At 59.2% G+C, this 26,283-nt stretch carries 24 protein-coding genes; 11 read left to right on the top strand and 13 right to left on the bottom strand.

All coding sequences use genetic code 11. The features are described 5' to 3' along the window. Positions 1-70: 70 nt before the first annotated feature. A complete protein-coding gene (locus tag ACQZ5K_RS18745) occupies positions 71-1,246 on the top strand; it encodes a DUF3095 domain-containing protein (RefSeq protein ID WP_448741091.1) in 1,176 nt (391 codons plus the stop codon). A gap of 130 nt (positions 1,247-1,376) precedes the next feature. Here the strand turns inward: ACQZ5K_RS18745 and ACQZ5K_RS18740 are convergent, their stop codons facing one another. From ACQZ5K_RS18740 to ACQZ5K_RS18725, 4 genes are all read right to left on the bottom strand, one after another. Further along, complete coding sequence (locus tag ACQZ5K_RS18740) at positions 1,377-1,697, bottom strand: ArsR/SmtB family transcription factor (RefSeq protein ID WP_003524068.1); 321 nt, start codon at positions 1,695-1,697, stop codon at positions 1,377-1,379. Positions 1,698-2,242: 545 nt separating this feature from the next. Next, positions 2,243-3,289: a choline ABC transporter ATP-binding protein gene (gene choV / locus ACQZ5K_RS18735; protein ID WP_065655676.1), complete on the bottom strand. Its 1,047-nt coding sequence runs from the start codon at positions 3,287-3,289 to the stop codon at positions 2,243-2,245. Next, the gene (gene choW, locus ACQZ5K_RS18730) at positions 3,286-4,137 is read right to left on the bottom strand and encodes a choline ABC transporter permease subunit (RefSeq protein WP_059754593.1); all 852 of its coding nucleotides are present in this window, start codon (positions 4,135-4,137) and stop codon (positions 3,286-3,288) included. The genes choV and choW overlap by 4 nt, the downstream gene beginning before the upstream one ends. Before the next feature lie 285 nt (positions 4,138-4,422). Next, entirely contained in the window at positions 4,423-5,325 is a 903-nt protein-coding gene (locus ACQZ5K_RS18725) for a choline ABC transporter substrate-binding protein (RefSeq protein WP_448741131.1), read from the bottom strand. Between ACQZ5K_RS18725 and ACQZ5K_RS18720 the strand changes: the two genes are divergently transcribed. The 4 genes from ACQZ5K_RS18720 to ACQZ5K_RS18705 all read left to right on the top strand — a co-directional run bounded on the left by ACQZ5K_RS18720 (position 5,279) and on the right by ACQZ5K_RS18705 (position 8,250). Next, positions 5,279-5,614, top strand: a complete 336-nt coding sequence (locus ACQZ5K_RS18720) for a hypothetical protein (protein ID WP_020812126.1) — start codon at positions 5,279-5,281, stop codon at positions 5,612-5,614. The genes ACQZ5K_RS18725 and ACQZ5K_RS18720 overlap by 47 nt on opposite strands. Positions 5,615-5,712: 98 nt before the next feature. Then, entirely contained in the window at positions 5,713-6,294 is a 582-nt protein-coding gene (locus ACQZ5K_RS18715) for a thymidine kinase (protein ID WP_080851141.1), read from the top strand. A 113-nt stretch (positions 6,295-6,407) separates the two neighbouring features. Continuing rightward, on the top strand, positions 6,408-6,860 hold the full coding sequence (locus ACQZ5K_RS18710; RefSeq protein WP_003524080.1) for a pseudoazurin: 453 nt from the start codon (positions 6,408-6,410) through the stop codon (positions 6,858-6,860). A gap of 238 nt (positions 6,861-7,098) precedes the next feature. Next, positions 7,099-8,250 carry a DUF2333 family protein gene (locus ACQZ5K_RS18705; RefSeq protein WP_196379226.1) on the top strand — a complete coding sequence of 384 codons (1,152 nt, stop codon included), beginning with the start codon at positions 7,099-7,101 and terminating at the stop codon, positions 8,248-8,250. Between the two features lie 30 nt (positions 8,251-8,280). Here ACQZ5K_RS18705 and ACQZ5K_RS18700 read toward each other — a convergent pair whose 3' ends face one another. After that, on the bottom strand, positions 8,281-8,997 hold the full coding sequence (locus tag ACQZ5K_RS18700) for a helix-turn-helix transcriptional regulator (RefSeq protein WP_448733628.1): 717 nt from the start codon (positions 8,995-8,997) through the stop codon (positions 8,281-8,283). 99 nt (positions 8,998-9,096) lie between these two features. Continuing rightward, positions 9,097-9,618 carry a TIGR00645 family protein gene (locus tag ACQZ5K_RS18695; protein WP_003524933.1) on the bottom strand — a complete coding sequence of 174 codons (522 nt, stop codon included), beginning with the start codon at positions 9,616-9,618 and terminating at the stop codon, positions 9,097-9,099. A 359-nt stretch (positions 9,619-9,977) separates the two neighbouring features. On the opposite strand from ACQZ5K_RS18695, the gene ACQZ5K_RS18690 reads away from it, so the two are divergent. Beyond that, entirely contained in the window at positions 9,978-12,218 is a 2,241-nt protein-coding gene (locus ACQZ5K_RS18690; RefSeq protein WP_448741090.1) for a TonB-dependent hemoglobin/transferrin/lactoferrin family receptor, read from the top strand. Positions 12,219-12,274: 56 nt separating this feature from the next. Here the strand turns inward: ACQZ5K_RS18690 and ACQZ5K_RS18685 are convergent, their stop codons facing one another. Continuing rightward, positions 12,275-13,198 (bottom strand): extensin family protein, encoded by a 924-nt coding sequence (locus ACQZ5K_RS18685; protein WP_448741089.1) that lies wholly within the window; start codon positions 13,196-13,198, stop codon positions 12,275-12,277. 336 nt (positions 13,199-13,534) lie between these two features. Here ACQZ5K_RS18685 and ACQZ5K_RS18680 point away from each other — a divergent pair, with 336 nt between their 5' ends. After that, positions 13,535-15,724 carry an anthranilate synthase gene (locus ACQZ5K_RS18680; protein ID WP_448741088.1) on the top strand — a complete coding sequence of 730 codons (2,190 nt, stop codon included), beginning with the start codon at positions 13,535-13,537 and terminating at the stop codon, positions 15,722-15,724. Beyond that, positions 15,721-16,233 carry a GNAT family N-acetyltransferase gene (locus ACQZ5K_RS18675; RefSeq protein ID WP_035262484.1) on the top strand — a complete coding sequence of 171 codons (513 nt, stop codon included), beginning with the start codon at positions 15,721-15,723 and terminating at the stop codon, positions 16,231-16,233. The genes ACQZ5K_RS18680 and ACQZ5K_RS18675 overlap by 4 nt, the downstream gene beginning before the upstream one ends. Here ACQZ5K_RS18675 and ACQZ5K_RS18670 read toward each other — a convergent pair. After that, positions 16,230-17,174, bottom strand: coding sequence for an HD-GYP domain-containing protein (locus ACQZ5K_RS18670; protein WP_448741087.1), 945 nt, complete (start codon positions 17,172-17,174; stop codon positions 16,230-16,232). The genes ACQZ5K_RS18675 and ACQZ5K_RS18670 overlap by 4 nt on opposite strands. 278 nt (positions 17,175-17,452) lie before the next feature. Here ACQZ5K_RS18670 and ade point away from each other — a divergent pair, with 278 nt between their 5' ends. Beyond that, a complete protein-coding gene (gene ade / locus ACQZ5K_RS18665) occupies positions 17,453-19,147 on the top strand; it encodes an adenine deaminase (RefSeq protein ID WP_137452874.1) in 1,695 nt (564 codons plus the stop codon). A gap of 66 nt (positions 19,148-19,213) precedes the next feature. Here ade and ACQZ5K_RS18660 read toward each other — a convergent pair whose 3' ends face one another. From ACQZ5K_RS18660 to bglA, 3 genes are all read right to left on the bottom strand, one after another. Continuing rightward, entirely contained in the window at positions 19,214-19,765 is a 552-nt protein-coding gene (locus ACQZ5K_RS18660; protein WP_269831385.1) for a hypothetical protein, read from the bottom strand. Positions 19,766-20,070: 305 nt separating this feature from the next. Next, positions 20,071-20,529, bottom strand: a complete 459-nt coding sequence (aac(6'), locus tag ACQZ5K_RS18655; protein ID WP_003524219.1) for an aminoglycoside 6'-N-acetyltransferase — start codon at positions 20,527-20,529, stop codon at positions 20,071-20,073. Further along, complete coding sequence (gene bglA, locus ACQZ5K_RS18650; RefSeq protein WP_448741086.1) at positions 20,526-22,190, bottom strand: beta-galactosidase BglA; 1,665 nt, start codon at positions 22,188-22,190, stop codon at positions 20,526-20,528. The genes aac(6') and bglA overlap by 4 nt, the downstream gene beginning before the upstream one ends. Before the next feature lie 154 nt (positions 22,191-22,344). Here bglA and ACQZ5K_RS18645 point away from each other — a divergent pair, with 154 nt between their 5' ends. Both ACQZ5K_RS18645 and ACQZ5K_RS18640 read left to right on the top strand, forming a co-directional pair. Continuing rightward, positions 22,345-23,265: a sugar kinase gene (locus tag ACQZ5K_RS18645; protein ID WP_448741130.1), complete on the top strand. Its 921-nt coding sequence runs from the start codon at positions 22,345-22,347 to the stop codon at positions 23,263-23,265. A 387-nt stretch (positions 23,266-23,652) separates the two neighbouring features. Continuing rightward, positions 23,653-24,702, top strand: a complete 1,050-nt coding sequence (locus tag ACQZ5K_RS18640; RefSeq protein WP_035240305.1) for a bifunctional monoglucosyl/glucuronosyl diacylglycerol synthase — start codon at positions 23,653-23,655, stop codon at positions 24,700-24,702. A 188-nt stretch (positions 24,703-24,890) separates the two neighbouring features. Here ACQZ5K_RS18640 and ACQZ5K_RS18635 read toward each other — a convergent pair whose 3' ends face one another. Together ACQZ5K_RS18635 and ACQZ5K_RS18630 are read right to left on the bottom strand one after the other, a co-directional pair. Continuing rightward, a complete protein-coding gene (locus ACQZ5K_RS18635; protein ID WP_448741085.1) occupies positions 24,891-25,502 on the bottom strand; it encodes a hypothetical protein in 612 nt (203 codons plus the stop codon). Between the two features lie 119 nt (positions 25,503-25,621). After that, a complete protein-coding gene (locus ACQZ5K_RS18630) occupies positions 25,622-26,230 on the bottom strand; it encodes a DUF2026 family protein (RefSeq protein ID WP_448741084.1) in 609 nt (202 codons plus the stop codon). Between the last annotated feature and the right edge of the window lie 53 nt (positions 26,231-26,283).

Below are 26,283 nucleotides of genomic sequence, written 5' to 3'. Positions count from 1 at the left end.
GCCGTCTGAATGGACGCATCGACCTTCCGTAAACGCTTGGCGTTTGGCCGCCGCTGGAGGATAATACGCCATGATCGCAGCAGATGAAGAATTTCTGACGGGCCTGCCCGTCTTCCGGCATTTTGAAGACGTGGCCGACCCGGCGCTTTATCGCGCCCTGCCGCCGGGATGGGGGCTGGCCATCGCCGATATCATTGATTCGACCTCGGCAATCGGCACCGGCCGCTACAAGGCCGTCAACATGGCGGGTGCGGCGGTCATATCGGGCGTATCGAACAGCCTCGGACGTCACGACCTGCCCTTCGTTTTCGGCGGCGATGGCGCCGCTGTCGCCGTGCCGCCCCACGGGCTCTCTGTCGCACGCACCGCGCTTTCGAATGTGCAGCGCTGGGTGAAGGACGATCTCGATCTTGCCATGCGCGTGGCGCTGGTTCCCGTCGAGGATATTCGTGAGAATGGCTTCGATATTCGCGTCGCGCGCTTTCAGGCGAGCGAGGATGTTTCCTACGCCATGTTTTCGGGCGGCGGCAACAGCTGGGCGGAAGCGCGGATGAAGGAGGGGCAATATGCCCTGCCCGCAGCCGAAACGGGCGAACGCCCCGATCTCACCGGTCTTTCATGCCGCTGGAACCCCATTCCTGCCACCCATGGCAAGGTGGTGTCGATCATCGCCGTGCCGGGGCCGTCGCGGGACATGCCGGCATTTCGCCAACTGGTCGTCGATCTTGTCGATCTGGCTGAACAGGACGCAAGACACGGCCACCCCGTGCCGGAGGATGGGCCGAAACTCGGTTTCGTGCGCGAAGGGCTAGGCCTCGAAGCCCGCGCCGGCGCTGCCTATCACGATGTCTGGGGCAAGATGCGCCGCTCGTTTCGCATTCTCGGCGAGTCCCTGCTCGTCAATCTTTTGAGCGTGACTGGGCTCTCGTTCGGACCGTTCAATGCGATACGCTACCGGCGTTCGGTCGCGAGCAACACCGATTTCAGGAAATTCGACGACGGCCTGAAGATGACGGTGGATATCGACGCTGCACGGCTCGAAAAAATCCGCGCGCGGCTGGAACAGGGCCGCCTCTCGGGAAGCTGTTATTACGGCCTGCACGAACAGAATGCCGCATTGATGACCTGTATCGTTCCGTCTCCGCTTTCGAGAGACCATATGCATTTCGTGGATGGTGCCGACGGCGGATATGCGGCTGCGGCAAGCCGTCTCAAGCAGCAGATGCAGCTTGCTGCGCCGGCCTGAAAACCGCGCCAATACGCAGCCACCGATCCCTGTGCCGGATGCACACAGCCAAGGCCCCTGAAAAGAAAAACCGGCGTCGTGCGCCGGTTTCAATCGAGTGATGCTGCCGGGCCTTAACAGGGCCGTGGGATCACGCAGCGGTCTTGCTGCTCTTCTGCGCCTGGCAGTAAATTTCCTCGAGGGAGGCGAGGATCTTTTTCACGGATTCGGAATTGCTGGAATAATAGATGGTCTGCGCATCCCGTCGTGTCTTCACCAGCCGCTGGGCACGCAATTTCGAAAGATGCTGCGAGAGAGCGGACTGGCTGAGACCAACCTGTGAAGCGAGAACACCAACCGGCACTTCCGTATCCACCAGCGTGCACAAGATCATCAGGCGCTTGGGATTCGCCATGGCTGAGAGCAAGTCTGCAGCGGCGATGCTATGTTCCGACAGAGATTGGTTATCCATACGCTCAAGTCTCCTGATGACAGTCGAAAAAGACGGTCATGGTGGCTATTATAGGTGTTCCAAAAGGTGTTTTTATAATTCAGTCGATACGTTGTATATACCTAAATCTTGCTTATATCGTGTCCCTTTCAAAGACTATTCTTCACCGGTTATTTACTTAAAATATTGTGACCAAATTATCAGCTTTTTGCCTGTTTTTTGTCAATTTAATGATAAACACATGTATTAGCAGCAGTATTTATAAGCAATAAACGATCAAAAGTTGAGCGCCTCAATCTTAACACCCGATGCCGGATTTTGGGGTGACAATCTATTACCACCTTAAATTTAGCAGCGAGCTAAAGAATCTAGATTAACTTTGCGCAATTTTCTCTAAGTTTGCAATATGATTTTTATTAGTAATTATTTTCATGCATAACTTGTGATATCAAAAATATTCTTTGCTACCGTGGGAAGGTATAACTTGCGCCGCAAAGACCTTGCCGGAAAAGAAAAAGGGCCCTCCGCGCGGGAAGGCCCTTTCTCTTTTTCAGACAGGCGAATCGTTATTTCTTGCGGTGACGCGTCAGCCCCGCCACGACTTCATCGGCGGAAATCGTGCCGACGATCGCACCGTTGTCGACGACGCCGATCGCGCCGGAATGTTTTGACAGCGCATCGAGAATATCGATCAGCGGCGATGACGGACGGGCGGTGGCGGCGACTGTCATCTGCCCGTTGCGTTCGTCCACCCCACGCTTCATCACATCGGCGGCGGTCAGCATGGAGATCGGGTTCATGTTCTGCACGAAATCCGCGACATAGGGCGTGGCCGGCTGCTTGACGATCTGCTGCGGCGTTCCGCACTGGATGATGCGTCCGCCCTCCATCATGGCGATGCGGTTGCCGATGCGGAAGGCCTCGTCGAGATCGTGGCTGACGAAGAGAATCGTTTTCTTCAACCGGCTCTGGAATTCCAGAAGCTCGTCCTGCAGGCGGCTTCTGATGAGAGGGTCGAGCGCCGAGAACGGTTCGTCCATCAACAGGATCGGCGCGCCCGTGGCAAAGGCTCTCGCCAGCCCCACACGCTGCTGCATGCCGCCGGAAAGCTCTCCCACCTTGCGGTCGGCCCAGGCGGAGAGATTGACCAGTTCCAGCTGCTCGGCCACCATGCGCTTGCGCTCGGCTTCCGGCACGCCGGAAAGCTCAAGCCCGAAGCCGACATTATCGGCCACATTGCGCCAGGGCAGAAGGCCGAATTGCTGGAAGACCATGGAGACCGTGTGCATGCGCAGATCGCGCAGCGCTTTCGCCGTCGAGCGATAGGGATCGACATAGCCGGTTTTGGTCTTCACGCCGACATTGCCGCGCACCACGGGCGCAAGCCCGTTGACGGCCCTCAGCAGGGTCGACTTGCCCGAACCGGAAAGCCCCATGAGCACGAGTATCTCGCCCTCGCTGACCGAGAGCGAGGCATTGGCGACGCCGAGAACCAGTCCGGTTTCGGCATTGATCTCGTCACGCGTGCTGCCCTTGTCGATCAGCGGCAGCGCCGCATCGGGCCGGTCGCCGAAAACGATATCGACATTTCCGAAGATGATGGCGTCACTCATAGATCATCCTCCGCGCCGGGAAGGCGGAAAAGCCGGTCGAGAACGATCGCCAGTATGACGATGCACAGTCCCGCTTCGAAGCCCATGGCTATATTGACGGTGTTCAGGGCGCGCACCACGGGTACGCCGAGACCATTGGCGCCGACGAGGGCGGAAATGACCACCATCGACAGCGACAGCATGATCGTCTGGGTAAGGCCGGCCATGATCTGCGGCGCGGCGAAGGGAAGCTCCACCTTGCGTAATACTTGCGACGGCGTGGCGCCAAAAGCGACGGCCGCCTCCACCAGCGCCGGCGGCGTCGAAACGATGCCGAGGCGGGTGAGCCGCACGGGAGCCGGAATGGCGAAGATGACGGTGGCGATGAGCCCCGGAACCATGCCGAGACCGAACAGCACCAGCGCCGGGATCAGATAAACGAAGGTGGGGATGGTCTGCATCAGGTCCAGCACCGGGCGCATGCCGGCATAGATCCATTTGCGCCGCGCCGCCAATATGCCGAGCGGTATGCCGATGATCATGCACACGGCGCTGGCGGCGATGACCAGCGCCAGCGTTTCCGTCGTCGCCTTCCAGTAGCCCAGATTGATGATGAGCAGCAGGCCGAGCGCCGTGAAGACCGGCATGCCGACGGAGCGGCGCGTCCAGGCGGAAAGCGCCGTCAGGATCGCCACGATGATGAGCGGATGCGGCGCCTGCAGCACATAAAGCAGGGCGTTGATGACGCTTTGGAAAATGAAGGAAAGCCAATCGAAGAAAAAAGCGAGATTGCCGGTCAGCCAGTCAATGGCCTCCTTGGCATATCGGCCGACGGGCAGGCGGTTTTCAGGAGCGCTGAGCCATTCCACGGTAAGAAAAGACCTTTCGTGAACTAAAACAATTCCGGCAAAAGTGCAGAGCGGTTTTGCGTCCGGAATTGCGCAGACAACAAAGAAATAGAGCATCGTCATCCCGTTTCACCGGGATTGCTCCAATGCAGAAATGACGGCCGGCAGCGAAACTGCCGGACGCGGTGCTGGCGCATGACCTTCAATGTCTGAAAATTCACAGGCAAGGTCATGCATGGGCATCGTTATTTCCCGCTGATCCGGCCTGCCGCGCAGGCCGGATGCAGTCATGCATCGTCTTGCGGCTTAGAGGCCGAGAGCCTTCTTGGCGGCAGGCAGGGCATCAGCACTGCCGTCCTTGGTCTTGACGTTGGCGAGCCAGGGCTCGATCGCCGCCGGATTGGCCTTCAGCCAGGCGGTTGCAGCCGCCTCGCCCTCAAGGCCGTCATTCAGGATCTTGCCCATGATCTCGTTTTCCATGGGCAGGGAAAATTGCAGGTTCTTGAGGAAGGCGCCGACATTCGGGCACTCCTCGACGTAACCCTTGCGGACATTGGTATGGATCGTCGCGCCGCCGAGATTGGGGCCGAAGACCTCGTCGCCGCCGGTCAGATAGGTCAGCTTGAAATTCGCATTCATGGGATGCGGTTCCCAGCCGAGGAAAACGATGGGCTCGCCGGATTTTTCAGCGCGGGCCACCTGGGAGAGCATGCCCTGTTCGGACGACTCGACCACCTCGAATGACTTCAGACCGAAACTGTCCTTGGCCACCATGTCGAGAATCAGGCGATTGCCGTCATTGCCCGGCTCGATACCATAGATCTTGCCGCCGAGATCGGCGCTATGGGCGGCGATGTCCTTGAAATCCTTGATGCCGAGTTCGGCGCCCTTGGCGTTGGTCGCCAGCGTGTATTTCGCGCCGGTCAGGTTTTCCCGCAGCGTTTCCACGGATTTGTCTTCGCGATAAGGCGCGATATCGCCTTCCATGGTCGGCATCCAGTTGCCGAGGAAGACGTCGATGTCCTTGTTTTTCAGGGATGTGTAGGTAACGGGTACGGAGAGAAGCTTGACGTCGGTTTCATAGCCAAGGCTTTTCAGAAGCACGGTGGCGGTCGCCGTCGTGGCGGTGATGTCGGTCCAGCCCACATCGGAAAAGCGCACTATGCCACAGCTTGCCGGTTCCGCAGCACCGGCCGCACTGAACGTCATGGAGGAGATTGCTGCGGCCAAGGCCAGACAGCGGCTTCTATTTGCAAACATATGGCTTGCTCCCTGTTTTTTCGTTCCCTTGCCATTATCAATATCTGCCGGACACAATCAACTCGCGCGCATTTGCGTGCTTTGGCGCACCGTTTGCGACAAAATCGTGAAAATCACCGGGTTTCAACGCCCGAATGCGACAAACAGTCCGGTTGCGGAAATCTGTGTTTTTCCCACTGCGGCACTTTTCAATCCGCTTCTTCGCCGTCAAAAGACGCTGGCTGCAGCATCGGCATAAACGAGAATCGGCTTTGTGAGTCGCGATGTGCCGATTCAACAGGTTGGAGCATTGTTGAGAAGCGTCCGAAGGACGCAAGGGCGCTCCGGGAGTGGATAATGGCAAAACTCTATTTCAATTATTCGACGATGAACGCCGGCAAATCGACCATGCTGCTGCAGGCATCCTACAATTATCAGGAGCGCGGCATGCGCACACTGATCTTCACGGCCGCTTTTGACGACCGGGCCGGTGTCGGCCGTGTCGCCTCGCGCATCGGCCTCTCCTCCGACGCCCTGACCTTCGATGACAATACCGACCTGTTCGCCGAGGTATCGGCCCTCACCGCCGAAGCGCCGGTCGCCTGCGTTTTCATCGATGAAGCCAACTTTCTCTCCGAACACCATGTCTGGCAGCTTGCCGACATTGTCGACAGGCTGAACATCCCGGTCATGACCTACGGCCTGCGCACGGATTTTCAGGGAAAGCTCTTCCCCGCCTCGAAAGAACTGCTCGCCATTGCCGACGAGCTTCGCGAAATCCGCACCATCTGCCATTGCGGCCGCAAGGCGACGATGGTGGCCCGCTTCGACAATGAAGGAAAGGTCGTGACGGAAGGCGCGCAGATCGATGTCGGCGGCAACGAGAAATATGTTTCCTTCTGCCGCCGCCACTGGGTGGAGACGTTCAAGGGCGAGTGAACATCTGCGTCCGGTTGCCGCATTTGATTTTCCGCAAAGATGGCTCCCCCGCTCCTGGGCTAAGACGACGGCGACACATTCGCGTGGATGTGCTTTCTCTCAGGAGCAAAACTATGCAGAACAGAACTGCCAAATTCGCCGGCCTCGCCATTCTCGCAGGTCTTTTCGCCTTTCCCGCCCTTGCTGCCGAAATCGAAGTGAAGATGCTCAACAAGGGCAGCGACGGTCAGGCGATGGTCTTCGAGCCCGCAACCGTCAAGGCCGCCGTCGGCGACGTCATCACCTTCGTTCCGGTCGACAAGGGCCATGATGCGGCAGCCGTGAAGGACATGATCCCCGAGGGTGTCGCAGACTTCAAGGGCAAGATGAACGAGACGGTGAAGTTGACGGTCGAGAAGGAGGGCGCCTACGTCGTCAAATGCACACCGCATCTCGGCATGGGCATGATCGCGCTCGTTGTCGTCGGCGATGCCGCGCCGGCCAATCTGGACGCCGTCAAGAACGGCAAACTGCCGAAAAAGGCACGCGACCGGCTGAACGACGAGATCGCCAAGCTCGGCCTCTAGGCGCATATCCCTTCGGTTCCGCGGCGGCTGTTGCTCCACAATCGGTGTGGAAAGCCACAATGGCCGGCGCGGACCGCAGGTTGAGAAAAGTTTCGCAATCATGTTGTATCCCGGTTGACCGGGACATATCTGGAAGACAGTAAATGACCGCGGTTTATACGAAGCGCCGAAGGGCGCGGGCGGGCCGCGTGTTTTTCTTCCGGCGTCCAGCCCCACGGGCAGAGGAGACTATGACGACATGATCGACCGGATCACCGCTTTGATTCAGGCAGCCTTCAGCGCCATCGGCAGGGCCGCCGGTCTTCTCGTCGCCTGGCTTTTGTGGCCCTTCATGGCCGCCCACGGCTGGTACAGCGGCCGCAACTGGCTCATCAAGGGCCCGATCGCCCTCATCGTCATTCTTCTCGCCGGCTTCTACGGATATTTCATCTGGCAAACCCAGGTCTGGACGAATTTCGACCCGGACTACGTCGCGCGCTACAAGCTTGAAGAGCGCACCGTGCCTGCCGGGCAGGAATTGCCCGCCGCCGCCCCGGCGGGTGGCGCAACGGGCGCCGCCGCAAACACATCCGCGCCGGTCTGCCAGCGTTCGGCCATCGTCGACGCGGCCGCCGATCTCACCGATTTCAACGTCAACCAGAACGCATGGATTTCCTCCATGCTGCTCTATCGTCTCGGCCTTTTCGGCATGGACTGGGACAGCACGCCGTTTCTGGACAACAAGGCGTCTTTCCAGCGTGGTGTAAACCAGGCCGTGCGCCGCACCTCGGTGGAACTTGTGGATACGCTCGGCCGCGTGCGCGGAACCTCCGGCATCAACAACAATCTCCAGGAAGCGCGCGGGAACATGCAGTTCAGCGAATATTCCTGGTATTTCGGTCTCGATCCTTTCGGCCCGAAGACGCCGACGCCAGCCTATTATCGCGCCGCCATCCGCAGCTTCCAGGCCTTCAACGGCGAGCTTACCGCCTGCAAGGCCGTCTTCGATACCCGCGCTGACAACCTCATCCAGTTCATCGACCGTATCGCCGGTGATATCGGCTCCACGTCTGCAATTCTGCGCGAGCGTTCGGAAAACTATAATGGCGGCTGGTTCGATACCCGCGCCGACGACCGCTTCTGGTTCGCCTATGGCCAGCTCTACGGCTATTACGGCGTGCTTTCCGCCGCCGGATCGGACTTCGCACAGGTCATCCGCGAGCGTAACCTGACCAACCTGTGGAACGACACGCTGTTGCAGACCCGTGCAGCGCTGCGCATCCAGCCGGCGATCATTTCCAATGGTGAGGAAAGCGGCTGGATCATGCCCTCGCACCTCGCCACCATGGGATTTTACGTTTTGCGGGTTCGCTCTAATCTCGTCGAGCTTCGCTCGGTTCTCGACCGGTAAGGCAAGGCCTGCCAGCGACGACAGGATCGATCAGTCTATCAGGCCAAGGCGTATGGTCTTGGCCACCAGCTGGGTGCGGTTGACGCAGTCGAGCTTGCGGATGGCGTTGTTCATATAGGCATTGACGGTATGTTCCGAGATGGACAGAAGCTCGGCGATCTCCACGGAGGTCTTTCCCTGCGCCGTCCAGCGCACCACATCGAGTTCCCGCTTCGTCAAAGGCGATGGACCTTTTGAGTTGGTGCGGCAAAGCCGGTCATAAACCTCCAGCGCATGCAGCACGATCATGCTCAGCTCGTTGAGCGCGGCTTGCGGCAGGATATCGCGATCGCCCGCGAAATTCATCAGATGCCGGTTGCCGTACATGCCGTGTACCGGCACCATCAGACCGGACGTAATGCCCATGCTGCTCAGCGAGGCCGCCGCATCCACCAGCGGTCCGCAGGCAATATCCGGATCCTGCAGCGACCAATATTGCGGCATCATCGACGACGCCCCGCGCTTGATGACGGGACAGTCCCCAAGCGCGCCGTCCCTGGTCATCGCATTCACGACCCAGATGGGCAGGCTGCTTTCGACAACCGTTGGCAAGGCATAGGCATTCTGTCCGCCGGGCAACCGCAAAAGGGTCACATAGGCATAACCGAAGGCGCGCATCACTTCCCGCAGCGCCTCCAGCCATTGGGATTTGTCGGCCGCAGCCGACAGATCGTCGCAAAGTCTGGCCTGACGCTCCGTCTTCACCATTCACGCACCCTCGACACGCCGGGACGCAGCGCCCGGAGCGAGAAACATGCGGCGTGGCCAGAACGGGTCGCGACCTTCATATCGGCTGGACCATCCTGATCAAAGCACCGGCTTTTCGGATTTGTCCTTCGGCTTGGCCATCAGTTTTTCCAGGAAACCGAGCATGACCGCCGAGACGACAAAAGCCAGATGGATGATGGTGAACCACATCAGCTTGCTGTCCGAATATTGACTGGCATTGAGGAAGATTTGCAGCAGGTGGATCGACGAGATCGCCACGATCGACGATGCGACCTTGATTTTCAGACTGCCGGAATCGAGCTTGCCCAGAAAGGAAACCTCGGCATCGGCATCGTCGAAGCGGCTGACGAAGTTCTCGTAACCGGAAATCATCACCATGACGATCAGGCTGGCGACCAGCGCCGCATCGATCAGACCCAGCATGGCGAGGATCATGTCCGCTTCGTCGTAGGTGAAAACGTTCTTCGCAACTTTCAGAAACTTGAGCGCGAAGGAAAACGCATAAACCGCCAGTGCCGCGACGAGCCCGAGATAAAAAACGACGAGCAGCCAGCGGCTGGAGAGGATGATCCGCTCGACGAGCAGTTCAAGAGACTTCATTTCCGTATCCGATTAATAATCTGTTTATTGTTGGGGCATGGTTTGTTTCGCCATGTAAACTGGCTGCGAATATCCTAGCAAGCGGCAATGTCGGGACTTTGACCGTACCGCGGCGTTTTCGCACCCCATTCGCCAGTCAGGTTCGAGAGCGGATAAGCGTCATATTTTTGCAACATACTGTTATGCTTTAAAACATGATGCGAAAAGTCATATATAATAATGTTGACAGTTATAATCATGTTTTTTAGTCCTCGCTTATCGGCTCGCCCGTAACAATCAAAACAGTTTCAGCCGCGGCGGCAAGCGCGGCGTGCTTTCGCACGCCGTGGCCCATTCGCGCGCCTACCTGGGGGTACTTAATGTCCATTTCGCGCACGCATTCCGCGCTGCTTCTGTGCACTGCCATCTCTCTTCTGCCGCTTGCCGGCCCCGCGCTGGCACAGGATGCCGCGTCGCAGGCGGACGGCGCCACCACGCTTGAAAGGATCGTCGTCAAGGGCAAGCGCGTGAAAAGCGCCAATGCCGCCGCCGACACGCCGCTGGCGAGCCAGACCACGGCGGAAGACATCCGCAAGAAGGACATCGGCAGCATCAAGGACCTCGGCAACAGCACGGAGCCGGGCGTCGATTACGTCGACGCCAAGCCCGGCCGGCCCGGCGGCCTGTTCATTCGCGGCCTCGGTGGCGCACGCGTCGTCACTTTGATCGACAATATTCCCGTTCCTTACTTCAACAATTTCGCCCGTCAGGGTCAGGCAACCACCACCCTCAGCGATACGAGTTCAAGCTTCGATTTTTCCTCGCTCTCGACGGTCGATGTGGTGCGCGGCGCAGATTCCAGCCGTATCGGCTCCGGTGCTCTCGGCGGCGCGCTGGTGCTGCGCACGCTCGAGCCGGAAGACCTGATCGGCGAAGGCAGGGACTGGGGCGGTGTGGCCAAGACCACCTATGACAGCGAAGACAGAAGCGTGGGCGGATCGCTCGCCGTCGCCAGGAAAATCGAGAACACCTCGGTCCTGTTCCAGGGCTCCTACAAGCGCGGCAACGAGACGGACAATAAGGGCACGGCCGATGTCTACGGAACGCGCCGCACCAAGCCCAATCCCGCCGACACCTATGAAAGCAACCTGATGTTCAAGATCCGTCAGGATCTTGAAGGCGGTCACCGCATCGGGCTGACGGCCGAGCGTTATTCGGTGAGAAACCGCAGCGACATGAAGACCCTGCAGGGCGTCAGCGTTTCGGGCTCGACCTACCGGATCGGCGACTACCGGGGCTACGAGGATACCGAGCGCGATCGCGTATCGCTCGACTACGAATACGAAGCGCCCTCGACCGACGGCTTCATCGACGCCGCCAATCTTTCGCTCTACTGGACGCGTCTTTCCAAGGAATCCGGCGCCGGTGACCGCCTGACCAACAATTCGCTCTATATTCGCGAAGACAGCATGCGCAACAGCGCATTCGGCATCGTCGGCGGCCTTGAATCCGGCTTCGAGCTTGGCGGCGTGCAGCACACGGTCCGTTTCGGCGGCAACGCCATGACGACCGATTTCAGCCAGGAGCTTTACGCCAACACGGCCGGCGTGACGTCTTCGTCCCAGTCCGACATGCCTGACGTGAGCGGCAAGAGCCTCGGTCTTTATCTCGATGACGAGATCGCCTTCGGCAACGGCTTCCGCCTGACCCCCGGCCTGCGCTTCGATTCCTACGACTACGACCCGGATGGCTCGGTTTCCAGCAATGGCGGCTACAGAACCTTCGGCCTGCCGACCGGCAACAGCGGCTCGCGCTTCTCGCCGAAGCTTCTCGCGACCTATGACGTCACGCCGGAACTGCAGCTCTTCGCGCAATGGTCGATGGCCTATCGCGCCCCGACGATCAACGAACTGTACCTGAACTTCTCCAACATCAGTTCCGGTTACGCGGTGGTCGGCAATTCCGCCCTCAACCCCGAAACCAGCAACGGTTTCGAAATCGGCGCGAACTACGCCTCCGGCGACCTCACGGGAACCCTGACGCTGTTCCACAACAAGTACAAGAACTTCATCGAGCAGTACACGACGTCGACAACGCTCTTCCCCGGCTTCGGCGGCAGGGGCAACGGATCGCTCTTCACCTATCGCAACCGTAACAACGTCGAAATCTCAGGCGTCGAAGCCAAGGTCCGCAAGGACCTCGCAAACGGCTTCTTCGCCCATGCTTCGCTCGCTTACGCCTATGGCAAGGACACCGACACCAACGAATTCATTCGCACGGTCGCGCCCTTCAAGTCCGTCGTCGGCATCGGCTACGAGCAGGACGTCTGGGGCACGGAACTTACCGGTGTCTTCTCCTCCGGCATGCGTGACGACAGGGTGGCCAACACCTTCGACGCCCCCGGCTACGGCGTCTTCAACCTGACCGGCTGGTGGGAACCGGAACAGACCAAGGGCCTGCGCATCCAGGCCGGCATCTACAATCTGTTCGACAGGAAATACTGGAATGCCGTCGGCGTTCGCGACGTGAACCCGAATTCCGTCAGCACCGTCAACCAGCCGGTGGACTTCTATACGGAAGCCGGACGCACCTTCAAAATCTCTCTGACCCAGAAATTCTAAAACCGGGCAGAAACATCATCTCCAGTCGGGGCGGCCTTCGGGTCGCCCCTTTTTTATCAGCGGCAATAGAGATAGCCGCCCTTGCGCTCCAGCACGTCGAGATGCAGGTGGTCCTGATGGGTGGCGTCGCTGCCGGGGGAAAGAACCGTGCGGAAGAACAGGCAGGCGGCGGCGGTAATCGTGCGCTGGAAAGCGCCTTCAGGCGTTCCTTCCTCACCGCGCGGCTTCATTACCAGCGGCTCGCCCTTATCGAAGGCGATCGTGGAAATATCGACGGCATTGCCCTTGGCATGTTCGGAAATCTTGCCGTTTTCCGCGCTGTTGCGGTTGCGGCAGATATAGGTCGAGGCATTGGCGATGGCCGTCACCTTTTTCTCCGGCATAGCCAGAGCCGCCGCCGGCACCATCATCTCCTTTGTCCAGCGGGAAAGCGCAAGCGCGGTTTCGCAGCGCATCGTGCCCGATGGTTCCAGCTTGATGCCGGGTAGAACCATGGAAAGCTCGACAGGCGCTTCGATGCCGCATCCCTGCTCCGCATCGCGGATCGGCTCAAGCTGCTTGAACTCCGCGCCGATCTCCTTCAACGCGCCAAGGCATGCCTGAAGCGCGGCCGGGTCTTCCGGTTTCACCGGCTCCGGCGGCTTCTCTTCCGGTTTTGCAGCGTCAACATCCGGTGTCCGTTGTTCGCCCTCCTCTTTGCCCTCCCCCACCTTGTCCTCGACGCCTTTCTTGCTGTCATCGGACCCCTTGTCTGCCGGCGTCTTGCCGTCATCCGGTTTCCGCTCTTCCGGGACCTGCGGTTTCGGGGCCGGTTTCGGCGCTTCCGCCGGGCTTTGCGGCGGCTCGTCCGATGGCTTTTCCGAGGGGGTGGCGGATTGCCCAGCGCCCGGTTTCGGTTGCGGCACCGGCACCTGCGCCGGCGGTTCAGAGGCGGAAATCAATGCGAGGCTTGTTACCAGAAGACACAGGCGATGAAGCATTTTTCGGGGCACTCCTGACCGTTTCGGCAGGAGTGCAACGCCGCGACGGCCCGTAAGGTTCATTCCCTCACCGAAATCCGCTTGCCAAGGCGGATCGTGCACGCTAACAATTTTCCCATGAACATCGTGTCTAAGAACATTGCTAACTGGTGGTGGGGCAGCTTTTCGCGGCCTTGACCAGTCATGTCTTCAGACGAAGTCCAAGCCGCCCGAATTTTCAGGCGGCTTTTTTGTTATTTTGCCGCCTGTCATCGGGCTTGAACAACAGAAAGCATGCGCGCAAAAGTGCTTGACGGTTTTGCGATAACGACATGCGAAAAAACGAGTACGAAAGAAATGGTAACGATCATTCAGGATGACGGAGCGGAAACCTACGAGACGAAAGGCGGCATCAAGGTCAGCCGAAAGCGTCGGCCCGCCGATTACGCCAGCGCCATCGATAATTATATCGAAAAGCTCGATTCCCATCGCGGCGCGGTTTTTTCGTCCAACTATGAATATCCGGGCCGTTACACCCGCTGGGATACGGCCATCGTCGATCCACCGCTCGGCATTTCCTGTTTCGGCCGCAAGATGTGGATCGAGGCCTATAATGGCCGCGGCGAAGTGCTGCTTTCCTTCATCACCGAAAAGCTGAAGGCGACGCCCGATCTCACGCTTGGCGCTTCCACCACGCGCCGTCTCGATCTCACCGTCAACGAGCCGGACCGCGTTTTCACCGAGGAAGAACGCTCGAAAATCCCGACCGTCTTCACGGCGCTGCGCGCCATCGTCGACCTCTTTTATTCGAATGCGGATTCGGCCATCGGCCTGTTCGGCGCCTTCGGTTACGATCTCGCCTTCCAGTTCGATGCGATCAAGCTGTCGCTGGCGCGCCCGGAAGACCAGCGCGACATGGTGCTGTTTCTGCCCGACGAAATCCTCGTCGTCGACCACTATTCCGCCAAGGCCTGGATCGACCGCTACGATTTCGAAAAGGGCGGCGTGACGACGGACGGCAAATCCTCCAACATCACACCCGACCCTTTCAAGACCACCGATACGATCCCGCCCAAGGGCGATCATCGTCCCGGTGAATATTCCGAACTGGTGGTGAAGGCCAAGGAAAGCTTCCGCCGCGGCGATCTGTTCGAGGTCGTTCCCGGCCAGAAATTCATGGAGCGTTGCGAAAGCAATCCGTCGGCGATTTCGCGCCGCCTGAAGGCGATCAATCCCTCGCCCTATTCCTTCTTCATCAATCTCGGCCATCAGGAATATCTGGTCGGCGCTTCGCCGGAAATGTTCGTGCGTGTCTCCGGCCGCCGCATCGAGACCTGCCCGATTTCCGGCACCATCAAGCGTGGCGACGATCCGATTGCCGATAGCGAGCAGATTCTGAAACTGCTTAATTCGAAGAAGGACGAATCCGAACTCACCATGTGCTCGGATGTCGACCGTAACGACAAGAGCCGCGTCTGCGAGCCGGGTTCGGTGAAGGTCATCGGCCGCCGCCAGATCGAGATGTATTCGCGCCTCATCCACACGGTGGACCACATCGAAGGCCGCCTGCGCGATGACATGGACGCCTTTGACGGCTTCCTCAGCCACGCCTGGGCCGTCACCGTCACCGGTGCGCCGAAACTCTGGGCCATGCGCTTCATCGAAGGCCATGAAAAGAGCCCGCGCGCCTGGTATGGCGGCGCAATCGGCATGGTCGGCTTCAATGGCGACATGAATACCGGCCTCACGCTGCGCACCATCCGCATCAAGGACGGCATTGCCGAGGTGCGTGCGGGTGCAACGCTGCTCAACGATTCCAATCCGCAGGAAGAAGAAGCCGAAACCGAGCTGAAGGCATCCGCCATGATCGCCGCCATTCGCGATGCGAAAGCCACCAACGCCGCTTCCACCAAGCGCGACGCCGCCAAGGTGGGCACCGGTGTGAAGATCCTGCTTGTCGACCACGAAGACAGCTTCGTGCACACGCTGGCGAATTATTTCCGCCAGACGGGCGCGACCGTCTCCACCGTCAGAACGCCGGTTGCGGCAGAAGTGTTCGATCGCTTCCAGCCCGATCTCGTCGTGCTGTCTCCCGGACCGGGCAGCCCGACGGATTTCGACTGCAAGGCGACGATCAAGGCCGCCCGCGCCCGCGAATTGCCGATCTTCGGCGTCTGCCTCGGCCTTCAGGCGCTGGCGGAAGCCTATGGCGGCGAACTTCGCCAGCTTGCGGTGCCGATGCATGGCAAGCCCTCGCGCATTCGCGTGCTGGAACCGGGTCTCGTCTTCTCCGGTCTCGGCAAGGAAGTGACCGTCGGCCGTTACCACTCGATCTTCGCCGACCCCTCCACCCTTCCGCGTGATTTCATCATCACGGCGGAAAGCGAGGACGGCACGATCATGGGCATCGAACATGCCAAGGAACCGGTGGCTGCCGTTCAGTTCCACCCGGAATCGATCATGACGCTTGGCCAGGACGCCGGCATGCGCATGATCGAAAACGTCGTGGTGCATCTGACCCGCAAGGCGAAGACGAAGGCGGCATGATGGCTGCTGCCGACGCCATCAGCATCGAACCCATCCGGGCGGAGCACGTTGAAAGCTTTCACCGTGCTCTCGATGCGGTGTCGCGCGAGCGGAAATATCTGAGCTTCCTGGAGGCGCCGCCGCTCGATTCGGTCCGCGCCTTCGTTCTCGACATGATCGAAAACGACCATCCGCAATTCGTGGCGATTGCGGATGGCAAGGTGGTCGGCTGGTGCGATATTCGCCGCGAGAGCAGACCCACCCATGCCCATCGCGGCACGCTCGGCATGGGCATCCTGCCCGCCTATCGCGACAAGGGGCTGGGCGGACGGCTGATGCGGCAGACGCTCGATGCCGCGCGTCAATGCGGGCTGCACCGCGTGGAGCTGAGCGTGCATGCGGACAATACGAGAGCAATCGCGCTTTATGAAAAGATCGGTTTTGTGCATGAAGGCCGGGGCCGTGACACCGTTCTGATCGACGGGCGTTACATCGACAGCCTGAACATGGCGATCATCTTCGGCAACTAGCCCCTCGGCAGCGAGGCGGAAATGCATAGCGCGAATTTCTTCAGCAGCTGCATGTCGAAATGCCCTTCCCGCCGCAGCATCCAGGTCAGCGCGTCATTCGCCGTCCACGGCTTTTTGTAGGGCCTGACCGAGGTGATGGCGTCATAGACGTCGCAAATCGCCGCGATACGTGCATAGAGGCTGATCTGGCTGCCCGCACGGCCGCTCGGATAACCGCCGCCATCCATCCGCTCATGATGATTGAAGCAGACATCGAGCACCATCTCCGGCATCTGCGCGTTGCGCGACAATATATCCCGGCCGAATGCGGGATGGAGATTGATGATTTCCCGCTCGCTGGCGCTCAACCCTTCCGCCTTGTTGAGGATCGATGAGGGGATTTCCACCTTGCCGATATCATGCAGCAACCCGCTGATGCCGAGCAGATTGACCGTTCCCCTGTCGAGCCCGAGATAATTGCCGAAGAGGATCATCAGCCCGCTGACGGAGACCGAGTGCACGAAGGTCGTTTCGTCTTTCGATTTCAGGCGGGTGACGCCGATGAAAATCGCCGGGTTCGACTGCACGGCATCGGAAATCTTGCCCGCCGCCGCAGCCATGCCCTTCAGCGAAACAACGCCGCCGGCCTCTGCGGAAGCAAAGGTCTCGGCAATCGTATCGGCGGCCGAGCGCACGGCATGGGTGACGGCGGCGACGGTTTCCGGGCAATTGCCCGGTTGCGGCGAAATGGCCGCGGAACGCGCGCTGCCTTCGGTATCGTATCCCCTGGCCGTGTTGATGACGATGCTTTCGGCGCCGCTTGATTTCAATTGACGCATTAATTCCTCGTGCCGCAAAAGAAAGCGGTGCCGTTTTAAAAATCCCTGGTTCGAAAGCGTTCCTTCGACCGCTTCGATAAACATGCCAATCGTCAGTTGCTGGGTGGAAATTCGTTTGAGCATCAGATGCTTTTATTTTCCTTCCCGGGAATGATAACCTGAAACCGTAATTCGTAAAAATGTCGGCGCGCAACCGGCTAAACTATAAAGGTGAAGTCAAGTCTTCCCAACCCTGCCTAAACTTGCACCTCGGAAGATTAGATAACACAAATATGAAAATTTTTTACTCTGGATATATTTAAAACTCAAAGAATCAATCCGAATAGACCAAGAAACAACCACAGAATGTAAATAGTGAAAATTCTCGCATACGACGCAAATCAGGAGCCGAAGAAACCCGCATGAATTCCAGACTTGAAACGCGCATCGATCAGGGTACGGGCCGTGAACCGGCGGACATGGTTCTCAAGGGCGGGCGCTTCTTCGACCTCGTCACCGGAGAACTCGTCGCTTCGGATATCGCCATCTGTGGCGACACCATCGTCGGCACCTGCGAGAACTACAAGGGGCGACAGGAAATCGACATTTCCGGAAAGATCGTCGTTCCGGGTTTCATCGATACGCATCTCCATATCGAATCGTCGCTGGTGACACCGCACGAATTCGACCGCTGCGTTTTGCCCTATGGCGTTACCACCGCCATTTGCGACCCGCATGAGATCGCCAATGTTCTGGGCGTAGAGGGGCTTCGGTTCTTCCTCGACAGCGCCATGGAAACCATCATGGACATCCGGGTGCAGCTCTCCTCCTGCGTGCCCGCCACCCATCTGGAAACCGCCGGCGCCGATCTGCCCATCGAAAAGCTGCTGCCGTTCCGGGGCCACCCGAAGGTCATCGGCCTTGCCGAGTTCATGAATTTTCCGGGTGTCATCCACAAGGATCCGGTGTGCATGGCGAAGCTCGAGGCCTTTCAGGGCCAGCATATCGACGGGCATGCACCGCTTCTCTCCGGCACGGCGCTGAACGGCTATCTTGCCGCCGGCATCCGCACCGAACATGAATGCACAAGCGCGACTGAGGCGCTGGAGAAAATCCGCAAGGGCATGCATATTCTGGTGCGTGAAGGCTCGGTCTCGAAGGACCTGCACGCCCTGATGCCGATCATCACCGAGCGCCTGTCGCCCTATCTGGCCCTCTGCACGGATGATCGCAATCCGCTCGACATCGCCGAGCAGGGCCATCTCGACTATATGATCCGTACCGCGATCGCCAGTGGCGTGGAACCGCTCGCCATCTACCGCGCCGCCTCGATTTCCGCCGCAAAAGCCTTTGGCCTGCGCGACCGCGGCCTTGTCGCACCGGGCTGGCGGGCCGATCTTGTGATCGTCGACAGCCTGCAGAACTGCAAGGCCAGCATGGTCCTTTCCGGCGGCCGGATCGTCGATGATGCGCTGTTTGCAACCCGCAAACCGGTCGCACCCGTCGGCCTCGACAGCGTCAAGGCAAGACCCGTGCTTGCCTCGCATTTCGGCGTGCCGGTCACGGAAGGCGAAAGCCCCGTCATGGGCGTGCTTCCCGGCAAGATCATTACCGAGCACCGCCGCTACAGGCTGCCGACGGATGGCAACCAGACCACCGTCGATCTTGAGAACGACATCATCAAGGTCGCCGTCATCGAACGCCACGGCAAGAACGGCAACCATGCCAATGGTTTCGTTCAGGGCTTCGGCCTGAAAAAGGGCGCCATCGCCTCCACCGTCGGCCATGACAGCCACAATATCTGCGTCGTCGGCGTGAGCGAAGACGACATGGCGCTGGCCGCCAACCGTCTTGGCGAAATCAAGGGCGGCTTCGTGGTGGTGGAAGACGGCAGGGTGACGGGCGAGATCGCTTTGCCCGTCGCCGGGCTGATGAGCCTCGAACCCTATGAGACCGTTCGAGACACGCTGCACACGCTTAGAAAAGCAGCCTATGCACTCGGCACGACGCTGGAAGAACCCTTCCTGCAGGTCGCCTTCCTGCCCCTGCCCGTCATTCCGCATCTGAAGATTTCCGATATGGGCATGGTGGATGTGGACCGGTTTGCGCTGATCTGACCGTGGCTTGCCGACCGGAGGCAGCGGAAAACGCTCAATCCGCATTTCGAGGCCGCGAGAGCGGCCTCATGCTTTCGTCTCCGAAGGCCAGGTGACGTAATAATATTTGCCCGCGACCCTGCCAAAATAGGCGTGTTTTCCCGTCGCCTTGTCGACATAGCTTCCGCTTCCATCCCTGGAAAGCTCGCCGTCTTCGCTGCGCTTCAGCTGCGTGTTGAGGAAATCCACCCAGTTGGTCTTGGCAATGTCAGTGGCTGTCGTCGGCTTGGCGTTTTTCTGGTTCGGATCCCACGCATTGATCGTTTTGCCCTGGGTGGGGTTCGAAACCTGCAAGGCCCCACGCTCGAGAGCACTCATCATCGACCGGGCGCGCAGATATTGCGCCGGATCGTCCCCCGCCAGGGAAAGCTTGGCCCTCAGATTCCGCATGAAGGCGGGCGATGCGATATAGTCGGCTGACGAGGTTTTGGGGGCTGGCTTCGGTGTGGATGCGCGGGCCGCCGATTGTCCGGAAAGGAAGACCTCTCGGATGGATGGAAGGGCGGCCTTAGCTTTGGCGCGTGGCGAGGTGGAATTCGCGGTATTGGGCTGATTGAAATTCTTGATTGAAACGGACATGACAATCCCTGCTTCACTTTATGGGTGGAGAACGAAAAATCTGTAGGTTTCAATGATTAATACTGGAAGCTTGCCCAAGGCTCGCCAACAGCGAAGTAAATATGAAAAAATTACTTTGCGACCGTCATTAATACTAATATATATAAGTTTTAATCGTGAATTAATTAAAATTGAAGATATTATAAAGTTCATCAATACTTAAATAGCACTATTCACTATCCAAGACGCGATTATGGCCCCACATTTGATCGGGGAAAGGCGCCCGCGAAGACTGCATGATCCGCTGGCCGAACAGTGTCGGGAGGTCATGAACCCAAAGGCAGAGACTTGCGAAAATAAACCACCCGCTGCGTTTCCTCAAATCCCAGCGCCGCATGCATGCGGTGTGAATCGACATTGGAAATATCGGCATCGGAAGCAAGCTCGCTCACACCCTTGCTGGTCGCCCAACGGGTTACTTCAGCAATCAATGCAGCCGCAACGCCCTGTTTGCGAAAGGCCTCTTCCACATAAACGCCTTCCAGAAACGCCACGGGCGAGGTGTCGCATCCGTTGACATAATCGTGCCGCAGGCTGGCTTCGGCAAAACCGATGGCCATGCCCGCCGGATCATAGGCAATAAATCCAACTTCATTGTCGGAGACGTCCTGCAATTCCGCCCGGTGTTCGGCGGGTGAAGCATCGGGCCACAAGCGGTGCCGCAGAAGGGACCACTCATCGAGCGATGCTTCGCCAGCCGTCTCGATGGCAAATTGCGCGCTCATGCAACGACCCCGCAAAACACATCCAGCCCCTCGAGCTTCACGATCCCCGCATCGAATAGCGGTGCGAAACCCGGCATCGGCAGTATATCGGTGACCCGCATGGCCTTCGGTATCGGGAATTCCACCGCTTCGCGAGTGAGGTTGAAAACGAAGAGCAGTTTTTCATTGCCCTTCTGGCGCGTGAAGGCCATCACATCGAGATTGGTCTTGATAAAATGCATGTCGCCATCGCGCAGCGCGCCGTGACCTTTTCGGAACGACAAAACCGCGCGGTAATGGTTCAGGACCGAGTCCGGCTTGCGCTCCTGCGCATCCACAGCCTGCATGGCATGGACATAGGGCACCGGCAGCCAGGGCTTTTCAGCACTTGAAAAACCGGCATTCGGCTTGCCTGTCTCCCACACCATCGGCGTGCGGCATCCGTCCCGCCCCTTGAAGGCGGGCCAGAAGCGGATGCCGTATGGATCGCGCAGATCCTCGAAGGCGAGTTCCGCCTCGGTCAGACCCAGCTCCTCGCCCTGATAAAGACATATGGAACCGCGCAGGCTGGCGAGAACGCAGATGGCAAGCTTCGCCACCCGCACCTGCTCCTCTACACTTTCGGAAAAACGGCTGAGGTGGCGCACCACATCGTGGTTGGAAAAGGCCCAGCACACCCAGCCATCCGTCACCACCTTGCCGAAGGTCTCGACCGAGGCGCGCAGATGCTTCGCGCTGAAATCCGGCCCCAGCAGGTCGAAAGTGTAGCACATGTTGAGCTTGTCATTGCCGGAGGTATAGGCCGCCACCGTCTTCAGCGACCGCGCCCCGTCTCCCACCTCGCCCACCGTGGCGCGGCCCTCATAGTCGTCGAGCAGCGCGCGAAAACGCTTCAGGAAGGCCACGTTTTCCGGCCGCGTCTTGTCGTAGAGATGGTCCTGCATGCCATAGGGATTGACGTCGGAAGCATCGAGACCGAAACTTTCCTCGTCGAAAAGCGGCGGGTTGTCGCGCAAAAGCTTGTCATGGAAATAATGGTTGACGGTATCGAGCCGGAAACCGTCAACGCCGCGATCCAGCCAGAAACGCACGGTTTCCAGAAGAGCGTCCTGCACATCCGGATTGTGGAAGTTCAAATCCGGCTGCGAGGCGAGGAAGCTGTGCATGTAATATTGCTTGCGCACGCCGTCCCATTCCCATGCCGGGCCGCCGAACACGGAAAGCCAGTTCGTGGGTGCCGTGCCATCCGGCTTGGGATTGGCCCAGACATACCAGTCGGCCTTGCTGTTGGTGCGGCTCGCCCGGCTGTCCACGAACCATGGATGCTGGTCCGACGTGTGCGAGATGACCTGATCGATGATGACCTTCAGCCCCAGCCGGTGCGCCTCTGCCATCAGCGCGTCGAAATCGGCAAGCGTGCCGAACATCGGATCGACATTGCAATAATCGGAAACGTCATACCCCATATCGGCCATGGGCGAGGTGAAGAAGGGCGAGAGCCAGATGCCGTCGACACCGAGCGAAGCGATATAGGGCAGGCGTTTCGTTACTCCGGCAAGATCGCCGAAACCATCGCCGGTCGTATCCTGAAACGAGCGCGGATAGACTTGGTAGATCACCGCTCCCTTCCACCAGTCCGATTGCACTTGGGGTTTGTGGACCGGGGCATGGGTTAGCGGCATGGGCGATCTCCTGATGTGTCTGGCAGGAGAATATAAAGCCATCGCGGCGGCGTAAACCGGAACTTCGCAGATGCACAATCGGCCAGAACCGCCCTTGTCAGCGGCGCGCACTCGTCGTAAGCCGCATGGCTGGAAAAAACGGGAGGATGACGGCGTGGGCGGACGGTTTCTGTCGATTGGCGAATGCATGGTGGAACTGTCGCAGGCCGGCAACGGGCTGCTGCGCAAGGGTTTTGCCGGCGATACGTTCAATACCGCCTGGTATGCCCGGGCCTGCCTGCCAGGCGACTGGTCGGTCGATTATTTCACCGCGCTTGGCGACGATCCTCTCTCTGAAGACATGCTCACCTTCATCGCGGATGCCGGCATCGGCACGGAGAAAATCCGCCGCATCAAGGGCGGCACGCCCGGCCTTTACCTCATCAACCTGAAGGACGGCGAGCGCACCTTCAGCTACTGGCGCAACGCCGCCGCCGCAAGGCAGCTCTCCGCCGATGCGGACCACCTGCGCAGGACGGTGGAAAGCGCCGATGTGGTCTATTTCTCCGGCATCACGCTCGCCATTCTCGCCTCCGCCCATGATGTCGATACGTTCCTCGCCGAACTGCGCCGCGCCAGGGCAGCGGGCAAGCTGGTGGTCTTCGACCCCAACATTCGCCCGCGCCTGTGGGCCGACAGAGATACGATGCTCGAGACCATCTCCAACGGCGCGCGCGCCGCAACGCTTGTCATGCCAAGCTTCGATGACGAGGCGAGCCATTTCGGCGATGTCTCCGTGGAAGCGACCATCGACCGCTACCGTTCGCTTGGCGTCGAAAACATCGTCGTGAAGGACGGCGCCAAGGGCGCGACGCTCGATTTCGGCGGCAGCCGCAGTCACGCCCCGGCGGTGAAAGCCGTGGACGTGGTGGATACGACAAGCGCCGGCGACAGCTTCAACGGCGCTTTCCTCGCCCGTTATGTGACCGGCAGTTCGCCGGAGGAAGCGGCCACCTTCGCCGCAAGGGCGGCGGCAACCGTCATCGGTCACCACGGCGCGCTGATCAGCCCCGAGCTGCTGCCGCTGGTGGGATAACGTTCAGCCAAACTAGGCGATCGCGGATTTTCGCGGGTAGGCTACCCCGCCCTCCCTCATTCCTGTGCTTGTCACAGGAATCCAGCCGACGCGCGTCTGCGCGGCGGGAAGAGTCTTTTCAGCCCAAGGACTTGGGCTGGCTGGATCCCTGTGACAGGCACAGGGATGAGGATAGAAGAAAACATTGCGGACAACCGCAAACTTCAAATGTACCGCGCTGATACCGATAATTACGTCACCCGGCCGTGTGCCTTGAAGCTAGACACAGAGGCCGCTTCCCCGCCGTCACACACCCTGACATGATCCTGTAACACGCACGCCGCATATACGGGCAGAAGCCGGGCAATGGGGATTCGCCCGCGCGCAGATGAGCAGGATCAGTGTTTCATGACGAGAATCACGATTGTCACAGATGCCTGGCACCCGCAGGTCAACGGCGTGGTTCGCTCCATAGAAAACACCAATACCGAACTCGCGCGGCTCGGCGTCGATGTGCGCATGGTCACACCGCAGAGTTTTTACAGCATCCCCTGCCCCACCTATCCGGAAATCCGCCTTTCGGTTGCCGGTTATCGCCGTGTGGCGGCGGAGATCGAAAAAAGCCAGCCTTCCTTCGTGCATATTGCGACGGAAGGGCCGCTGGGCTTCATGGCGCGGCGCTGGTGCGTGAAGAACCGCATGCGTTTTTCCACCAGCTATCACACCCGCTTTCCCGAATATGTCGCAGCGCGTTTCCCTGTGCCGGAAAGCTGGCTTTATGCCTTCGTGCGCTGGTTCCACAATGGCGGCAACACCTGCATGGTGGCGACGCCGAGCCTTGAGACCGAACTGGAAGCGCGCGGCGTGCGCAATCTGAAGCGCTGGAGCCGCGGCATCGACGCCGAGCTTTTCCATCCCCGCCCAAAAGCAAAGCTGCCTTTCGACCTGCCGAGACCTATCTTCATGACGGTGGGACGTGTGGCGGTGGAGAAGAACCTGCCGGAATTTCTGGAGCTGGACCTGCCGGGTTCGAAGGTCGTCATCGGCGACGGCCCCGCCCGCCATGAATTGCAGGAGAAATATCCGGACGTTTTGTTCACCGGCGTCAAGACCGGCGAGGAGCTGGCCGATGCCTATGCGCAGGCCGATGTCTTCGTTTTCCCCTCGAAGACCGATACCTTCGGCAACACCATTCTGGAAGCGCTGGCAAGCGGCGTGCCCGTGGCCGCCTTCCCCGTCACGGGGCCGATCGATATTCTCGGCGGCAACCCGGCAGCCGGTGCGCTGGACGACAATCTTCGCGATGCCTGTCTTGCGGCGCTTCATTGTTCGCCGCAGGAGGCGCTGGCGCTTTCCAGAAGCTACAGCTGGGAAAAAGCCTCGCGGCAATTCCTCGACAATGTCATTCATGCCGCCGGCAAATCCCTGCCGCTGCTGTCGCGTTCTCAGCTTGCGTGAGGCCGATCCCCGGGATTCTGCTCGGGAACGGTGGACGAAACGAAGCGGGAATGTCACAAGGCAATCAGGACGCGACTGCCGTTATCTTTAGAACGGGGTCGGGCTGCTGATTGACGTCAGGCGGCTGCCGCGAGAACACGCTGGCCGTCCTCTGTTTCCGGATGATACCGCCATTTTCAGATGCCGCTTCAGGATAAGGGAAGAAGCTCTTTCTGCTGGGCTGCGCACCAGTGATTGATCTTCTCGATGATGTCCTTTGCAGCAATCGGCAGGGCGCTGTTGGGTATGACAGCCACCGTCCCGTGGAAAACCAGCACCAGATTGTCGGGCGGCGTGAGTGCGAGATGGTAGCGCGCCCAGCTCAGCTGCACGGTGTCCAGTCTTGTGACCTGCTTGTAGCCCTGAGGCCCTATCTCGACCTCCGCGTAAGGCGAGTACATTCGCTCATTGGCGATATTCCAGTGCGCCAGAACCTCGTAGTAGGATTTCATCTCCCGTCTGGCGCCTTGCCAGATAATGTACCAGATGGTGAGGGCCACAAACGGTGCGGGTGCAAACACCCAATAACCGACCACCGGCCAGACGCCCGGAAACCACGGCAGGCTTATGGAATAGATGAAACCGGCAGCCACTCCCGCAAATATCGACAGCTTCACTCTCGCCGAGGCAAAATGGCGAGCCCAAGCCTTGTCGAAAATCATGCTGTAATTTTCATAGGCCTGATGTTGATAGCCGTGGACATAGTCGGGCACATGTTTCGGATCGGGCGTGAAGCTTATTGAAATGGTGTCATCGGCCATAGGAACACGTCAATCCCGTCGCTGTTGAAGCCCAGCCTGCGTAGCAACATTGGTCTTATAAATCAAAAGACCTTTTGCTGACAAAACCTTGGATCGACACTGCGCGGCGTAACCTGCCTTCACCACGCTCCCGTGAGCATCTGGCCGGAAAGCGGTACGGTCCGCGACTTGCCGTCGGGATCCGCTACCGAAAGCGAGGCGGCCATCTGTTTCGGCGACTTGCGGAACCAGCTGGCGGCAACGCTCGCCATATCGCCGATCATCGCCTGCCTGTGCCAGTCGGCAAAGCGCTTGGCCGTGGCTTCGGGTTCGGAGCGATAGAAGAAATCGCCGGATTGTCCGAGATCATTGATGGATGCCGCCATGGCGGCAAGCGGTCGCTGGAACATTTTCGCCGGCACGGAAAGCCCATCGGCACCTTCCGAAAATGCCGGCGCCATGAAATCGATCGCCCAGCCATCCGCCTCGATCCAGCAGTGGAAGTTCTCGCCCGCACCCGTCACATAACCGTCTTCGCGGTGATCGGCGAATAGCAGGACGCTACCGCCGAGATTATAGGCCGCAAGCCCGCCCTTCGGTACCGCCTTCACCTTGTAATGCTGCTGCAGGATGAAGGCGCCGAAGGTGCTGAAATACATGGAGGCCGAAGCGGGATCGGCATTCTGGCTGATGAGCAGGCTGTTGATGACGCGGTAAATCCGGTGATAGTCGGTCTGCTTGATCAGCATGGTCTTTTACTCTTCAAAACCGTGAAATTGGGACGAGCGGGCGCCCCTTGTTT

This window comes from Agrobacterium sp. 22-226-1 (assembly GCF_053522345.1).
Note: the sequence above shows the minus strand (reverse complement) of the source record. Positions and strands in the feature narration are given on the sequence as shown.

Excerpts from the sequence above, each read along its gene's own strand:
- ACQZ5K_RS18745 (WP_448741091.1), top strand. The coding sequence starts at position 71 with ATGATCGCAGCAGATGAAGAATTTCTGACGGGCCTGCCCGTCTTCCGG.
- ACQZ5K_RS18740 (WP_003524068.1), bottom strand. The coding sequence starts at position 1,697 with ATGGATAACCAATCTCTGTCGGAACATAGCATCGCCGCTGCAGACTTG.
- choV (WP_065655676.1), bottom strand. The coding sequence starts at position 3,289 with ATGAGTGACGCCATCATCTTCGGAAATGTCGATATCGTTTTCGGCGAC.
- ACQZ5K_RS18720 (WP_020812126.1), top strand. The coding sequence starts at position 5,279 with ATGCCACAGCTTGCCGGTTCCGCAGCACCGGCCGCACTGAACGTCATG.
- ACQZ5K_RS18725 (WP_448741131.1), bottom strand. The coding sequence starts at position 5,325 with ATGACGTTCAGTGCGGCCGGTGCTGCGGAACCGGCAAGCTGTGGCATA.
- ACQZ5K_RS18715 (WP_080851141.1), top strand. The coding sequence starts at position 5,713 with ATGGCAAAACTCTATTTCAATTATTCGACGATGAACGCCGGCAAATCG.
- ACQZ5K_RS18710 (WP_003524080.1), top strand. The coding sequence starts at position 6,408 with ATGCAGAACAGAACTGCCAAATTCGCCGGCCTCGCCATTCTCGCAGGT.
- ACQZ5K_RS18705 (WP_196379226.1), top strand. The coding sequence starts at position 7,099 with ATGATCGACCGGATCACCGCTTTGATTCAGGCAGCCTTCAGCGCCATC.
- ACQZ5K_RS18700 (WP_448733628.1), bottom strand. The coding sequence starts at position 8,997 with ATGGTGAAGACGGAGCGTCAGGCCAGACTTTGCGACGATCTGTCGGCT.
- ACQZ5K_RS18695 (WP_003524933.1), bottom strand. The coding sequence starts at position 9,618 with ATGAAGTCTCTTGAACTGCTCGTCGAGCGGATCATCCTCTCCAGCCGC.
- ACQZ5K_RS18690 (WP_448741090.1), top strand. The coding sequence starts at position 9,978 with ATGTCCATTTCGCGCACGCATTCCGCGCTGCTTCTGTGCACTGCCATC.
- ACQZ5K_RS18685 (WP_448741089.1), bottom strand. The coding sequence starts at position 13,198 with ATGCTTCATCGCCTGTGTCTTCTGGTAACAAGCCTCGCATTGATTTCC.
- ACQZ5K_RS18680 (WP_448741088.1), top strand. The coding sequence starts at position 13,535 with ATGGTAACGATCATTCAGGATGACGGAGCGGAAACCTACGAGACGAAA.
- ACQZ5K_RS18675 (WP_035262484.1), top strand. The coding sequence starts at position 15,721 with ATGATGGCTGCTGCCGACGCCATCAGCATCGAACCCATCCGGGCGGAG.
- ACQZ5K_RS18670 (WP_448741087.1), bottom strand. The coding sequence starts at position 17,174 with ATGCTCAAACGAATTTCCACCCAGCAACTGACGATTGGCATGTTTATC.
- ade (WP_137452874.1), top strand. The coding sequence starts at position 17,453 with ATGAATTCCAGACTTGAAACGCGCATCGATCAGGGTACGGGCCGTGAA.
- ACQZ5K_RS18660 (WP_269831385.1), bottom strand. The coding sequence starts at position 19,765 with ATGTCCGTTTCAATCAAGAATTTCAATCAGCCCAATACCGCGAATTCC.
- bglA (WP_448741086.1), bottom strand. The coding sequence starts at position 22,190 with ATGCCGCTAACCCATGCCCCGGTCCACAAACCCCAAGTGCAATCGGAC.
- ACQZ5K_RS18640 (WP_035240305.1), top strand. The coding sequence starts at position 23,653 with ATGACGAGAATCACGATTGTCACAGATGCCTGGCACCCGCAGGTCAAC.
- ACQZ5K_RS18635 (WP_448741085.1), bottom strand. The coding sequence starts at position 25,502 with ATGGCCGATGACACCATTTCAATAAGCTTCACGCCCGATCCGAAACAT.
- ACQZ5K_RS18630 (WP_448741084.1), bottom strand. The coding sequence starts at position 26,230 with ATGCTGATCAAGCAGACCGACTATCACCGGATTTACCGCGTCATCAAC.